This is a genomic window from Candidatus Aquicultor sp., from assembly GCF_054640775.1.
On the sequence record NZ_JBTSLF010000101.1, the window covers coordinates 1 to 5,068 of the forward strand.

The 5,068-nt window shown below is 53.3% G+C and carries 5 protein-coding genes and 2 pseudogenes; all 7 read right to left on the bottom strand.

Features of this window, described 5'->3' with window-relative positions:
* Window positions 1–183 precede the first annotated feature (183 nt).
* The gene (gene truA / locus ACYC56_RS09135) at window positions 184–966 is read right to left on the bottom strand and encodes a tRNA pseudouridine(38-40) synthase TruA (protein ID WP_461373875.1); all 783 of its coding nucleotides are present in this window, start codon (window positions 964–966) and stop codon (window positions 184–186) included.
* 19 nt (window positions 967–985) lie between these two features.
* The gene (locus ACYC56_RS09140) at window positions 986–1,789 is read right to left on the bottom strand and encodes an energy-coupling factor transporter transmembrane component T family protein (RefSeq protein ID WP_461373876.1); all 804 of its coding nucleotides are present in this window, start codon (window positions 1,787–1,789) and stop codon (window positions 986–988) included.
* Window positions 1,786–2,661 carry an energy-coupling factor transporter ATPase gene (locus tag ACYC56_RS09145; RefSeq protein WP_461373877.1) on the bottom strand — a complete coding sequence of 292 codons (876 nt, stop codon included), beginning with the start codon at window positions 2,659–2,661 and terminating at the stop codon, window positions 1,786–1,788. The genes ACYC56_RS09140 and ACYC56_RS09145 overlap by 4 nt, the downstream gene beginning before the upstream one ends.
* Entirely contained in the window at window positions 2,655–3,473 is an 819-nt protein-coding gene (locus ACYC56_RS09150; RefSeq protein WP_461373878.1) for an energy-coupling factor transporter ATPase, read from the bottom strand. Before ACYC56_RS09150 ends, ACYC56_RS09145 begins: the two co-directional genes overlap by 7 nt.
* 140 nt (window positions 3,474–3,613) lie before the next feature.
* Window positions 3,614–3,961 (bottom strand): annotated as a pseudogene (gene rplQ, locus ACYC56_RS09155) (50S ribosomal protein L17); the annotation flags it as partial.
* Between the two features lie 12 nt (window positions 3,962–3,973).
* Window positions 3,974–4,906 (bottom strand): DNA-directed RNA polymerase subunit alpha, encoded by a 933-nt coding sequence (locus ACYC56_RS09160; RefSeq protein ID WP_461373879.1) that lies wholly within the window; start codon window positions 4,904–4,906, stop codon window positions 3,974–3,976.
* Window positions 4,907–4,930: 24 nt separating this feature from the next.
* Window positions 4,931–5,068: pseudogene (locus tag ACYC56_RS09165) on the bottom strand (30S ribosomal protein S4); the annotation flags it as partial.

Genomic DNA, 5,068 nt, shown 5'->3' on the forward strand with positions numbered 1-5,068 from the left:
AATGTGGGTAAGAGCGATTAGCGATTAGCGATTACTTGTCATTCTTATAGGAACGATAGTGACTGAAGAATCTCGGATGCACTCACAGTGATTGCCACTTACCAGCGTCTAGGCGTAGCTAAGCTAGTGTAAGAAGAAGGTTTTATTCTGGATTCTGACTCCTGGCTCCTGGCTTCTGCTCTTCTAGTATTGTACCCTAACTAACGTCAACCCCTTGGCGGGGGCGGTTCTGCCTGCTTTTGTCCTGTCTCTTGCGTCGAGAATCAGGGGAATGCCCTCTGGGGATATAATTCCGAGGCCTGCTTCGATTGCCGTTCCGGCGATAATGCGAACCATGTTATGCAGAAAAGCGTATGCGCGCACGTGAAGCGTTATAAGCCCTTCAAGCGGCTCCCCGAACCAGACGATATCAGATGAGCGCTTGCAGGATATCTCGAGTATCTTTCGAACCGGGTTCTCGACGAGATTTTCCGGCTTGTTCGGCATGGTGTAAAAGGAGGTAAAATCATGCCGGCCCCGCAAGTGCTGCACGGTCGCATCCATAGCCCCGACATCAAGCGGTCGCGCCTCGTGATTGACGAACTTATCCGCAAACACCGAACGGTAGGAGCGGTTGAGGATATAGTAATGGTACTCGCGCCACTGGGGGTCCCTGCGGGCATCGAATGTTTCAGGAACCTCTTCAACACCCTTTGCCGTCATATCACCTGGAAGCAGTGCATTTAACGAGTAAGGAATCCGCATAAGCGGCATGTCCGAGCGCGTAAAAAAGTTCACCACCTGGCCGAATGCATGCACGCCGGCGTCTGTTCGACCTGCGGCATTCACCTCGATCGGCTCGCCGAGAAGCGTACTTAAACACGCTTCAAGCTCACCTTGCAGCGTACGCACCTGCTGCTTGGCTTGTTTCTGCCATCCGCTATAATTCGTTCCATCGTATTCGAGCGTGAGTTTTATATTTCTCATATCTGTTTTAGCATACTCCTTAAAGCCCCGGCATCCTTCCAATACATACCGTCCCCGCAAACAACAGCATTACAACAACAAAGCCGACCCAATCGGCGGGTTTCATCTTCAGCTCGCGCATCCTGGTGCGGCCTTCGCCGCCGCGGTAGGCGCGGGCCTCCATTACTTCGGCGAGATTATCGGCCCTCCTGAAAACGCTGACGAAGAGCGGGACGAGGATCGGTATGAAGCTGCGCGCCCTTACCACCGGGTTTCTCGCATCGAACCTCGCGCATCGCGCCGACTGTGCCTTGATAATCTTATCGGCCTCGGTGGAGAGAATCGGGATAAAGCGCATCGCGATTGTCGTCATCATCGCCAGCTCGTGCGATGGCACACCCACCCTCTTAAGGGGTGAGAGCAAATATTCGAGCGCATCGGTAAGCGCGACCGGCGTGGTGGTAAGCGTTAAAAGAGACGCCCCGATAATCAAAAGAACGACGCGAAGGTCGAGAAATATGCCGGTTTTAAACCCCTGGACGCTTATCTTTAGCGGCCCGATCGATGCCCACGGCTCTCCTCCCGTGAAGAGCTGGACCAATAAGGTAAAAGCCAATATGACGAACAGCGGGCGGATACCTCGCAGCACGAGACCGAAAGGAAGTCTCCCCAGAATCACCAGCAAGCCCAGCAGAACCCCAACGACAGCAAAGCCGGTAAAGTTGCCGATAAGAAACACCGCCAGCGCGTAGGCACCGACCAGCAGAATTTTTATCCTTGGGTCGGCGCTGTGAACGATTGAATCTGATGGATAATACTGGCCGATGGCAAGACCCGGCTTCACAGGCGTAGCCCCTCCTTCAGGGCGGCGCGCACCAGGCTCACGGTCTCCTGAAGACTGACAGCGCCGGTAGCAATGTCGAACCCGCATCCGCTTAGCTTAACCAGCAACTCCGTCGTCGCCGGGATATCGAGGCCGATATCATTAAGGGCGCCCGCCCGAGAAAATACCGTGCGGGGGTCGCCCTCAAGAACGATGCGACCTTCGTCTAAAACGACGACACGGCGTGCGAACTCGGCGACTTCGTCCATGTCGTGAGACACGAAAGCTATCGTCATCCCTTCACGGTTAAGCTCAGTTAAACACTGCATAACCCTGGCCTTTCCCCGGCCGTCGAGACCGCTCGTCGGCTCGTCCAGGACGAGTATGCGCGGCTTCATGGCGAGAACGCCCGCGATTGCAACAAGGCGCTGTTCCCCGCCGCTCAGCTCAAATGGCGACCTGCCCGCAAACCGCTCGCAGCTAAGACCGACCGACTCCAGGGCCTCTTCGGCCCGTTCGGATACTTCGCCACTTGATAGCCCAAGGTTTCGCGGGCCAAAGGACACGTCTTCTATAACCGTCTCTTCAAAAAGCTGGCTCTCCGGGAACTGAAACACCAGGCCGACTTCATGTCTAACCTCATAAGGATGTATACTCACGCCGATCTGTTTTCCTTTGAAGAGCATTTTACCTTCGGAAGGAATTAAGAGCCCGTTAAAATGTTGGATGAGCGTCGATTTACCCGAGCCGGTCGGTCCGATAAAGGCGAGAACCTCTCCCTCTTCGACAGACAGGTTGATGTTTCTTAACGCTTCGCTTGCCAGGGGTGTGCCCGGCATATACGTAAATCCAAGGTCGCTACATTCGATGAGCGCTCTATCGTTATTTAGCATAATGCCTCCACCAGCTCATCCACCGTAAGAATCGTGCCCGGCAGCTTTACGCCAGCCTGGATGAGTTCTTCCGCAATCAACCGCGCCCGCGGAACCCCCACCCCTACTTTCTCAAGCGCACGGATGTTGGAGAAAACTTCGTGCGGCGGACCGTCCTGAACTATGGCGCCCCTTGACAAAACAATGACTCTATCGGCTAAAACAGCCTCGTCCGCAATGTGGGTGATGTGGATAACGGTAATACCGAGGTCTTTGTTGAGTTTCCTGATCGTGGCGATTATCTCGGCGCTTCCCCTGGGGTCGAGCATCGATGTCGCTTCATCAAAAACCAGATACTTTGGATGCATGGCAAGGGCGGCGGCAATGGCGACCCGCTGTTTCTGTCCACCCGAAAGCAGGTGCGGCTCGCGTTTCGCGTAATCGGTCATATCGACCGTCGCAAGCGCCTCGCGAATCCGAGACCGGATCTCATCCGGCTCAACGCCTAAATTCTCGGGGCCGAACGCCACATCATCCTCAACGCTCGTTGCGATGATCTGATTGTCCGGGTTCTGAAAGACAATGCCCACACGCTGGCGCACCTTCCATAGCTCTTCACGATTAGCGGTGGATAAACCATCCACCAGCACTTCCCCTTCGGATGGCAAAAGCAGGCCGTTTATGTGCCTCGCCAGCGTGGATTTCCCCGACCCGTTCGCCCCCAGGACGGCAATAAACTCGCCTTCATTGAAAGTGAGACTAACATTATTAAGCGCCGTTATTCTCTTATCATCCTTACCGTAGCGGTAAGTTACATTTTTAAGTCGAATCATTATAGACCCACACCCAATCGCCTATCGCTCTTCGCAAATCGCTGCTCTTAACAACAAAGGCAAAAGCCTGGACGGGCTTTTGCCTTTTACGATAGCATATTTGAATTTGTGTTTAGCAGTGCCTATCCGGCGTAGTGCTAAACCAGCTCGATCATAGCCATGGGCGCGGCGTCACCTTGACGGGGGCCGAGCTTAAGGATTCTGGTATAGCCGCCGTCGCGCTCTGCATAGCGAGGACCGATGTCGGCAAAGAGCTTATGGACGATCTCGCGATCGCCGAGCACTGCCAGGGCCTGCCTTCTTGCATGCAGATCGCCCTTCTTGCCGAGGGTGATGACTTTCTCGACATACGGCCTTAGCTCTTTGGCTTTTGCCTCCGTGGTTTTAACTCGCTCGTGCACGATAACCTGGCGGGCTAGTCCTTCCAGAATCGCTTTCCTATGGCTGGCACTCGTGCCAATTTTTCTACCTCTTTTTGCGTGCCTCATTCCAGTCTCCTACTAACCTTGTTTAAGTGAAAGACCCAGCTGCTGAAGCTTGTCTTTGACCTCTTCAATTGATTTAGCGCCGAAGTTTCTTATTTTCATAAGATCGCCTTCGCTCTGCTCAACTAGTTGCTGAACAGTATTGACTCCCTCTCGCTTCAAGCAGTTATAGGAACGAACCGAAAGCTCGAGGTCTTCAATCGGTGAGTCAAGGGCTTTACCGCGGTCGTTTGCGTCGGAAACAAACACCGGTGTGGTGGCAAACTCGCTCGCCTGCTCCATGAACAGGCCCATGTGATCGTTGACGATCTTCGCGCCGATGCTGACGGCCTCAAACGGCGTAATGCTACCGTTTGTAGTGACATCAAGAACCAACCTATCAAAGTCGGTTCTCTGCCCGACACGTGCATTTTCTACAGCGTAGGTTACAGTTCTAATCGGGCTGAAGATAGAATCTACCGGGATAACTCCGATGGTGTCGGAAGCCCGCTTGTTACGGTCTGCGGAAACATAGCCGCGACCCTCCTCAACCGTCATTTCCATCTCGAGTTTGCCATCAGCATTGAGTGTGGCAAGGTGTAGCTCGGGATTTATAATCTCCACATCGGCCGGATACTCAATATCCGCCGCTGTAACCTCTTTTGGCCCTTTGACATTAATTCTCATGGTTGCCGGCTCATCGCCATGTAGCCTTAATACGAGGTCCTTCAGGTTAAGGATAATATCCATGACATCTTCCTTGACACCTGGGATCGTGTCGAATTCATGAGCTACACGCTCGATCTTCACCGACGTGACGGCAGCACCCGGTAAAGACGATAGAAGCACCCTTCTCAGGGAGTTTCCTAAGGTGTAACCGAAGCCTCTCTCCAGCGGCTCGACTTTAAACTGAGCCGTATTATCTTTCAGCTCCTCAACGGAGATACCCGGCTTACGGATATCTAACATTAATAAATTCCTCCTTAGCAACCATTACTTAGAATAGAGCTCGACGATCATCTTTTCCTGAACCGGGATATCGATGTCGTCACGTGCGCAATCTGCTTGGTTTAGCGCGCATTCTTACGTAATCGGAGATAGCCTGCGTATCCTGCGTTTTCATATCCGCAA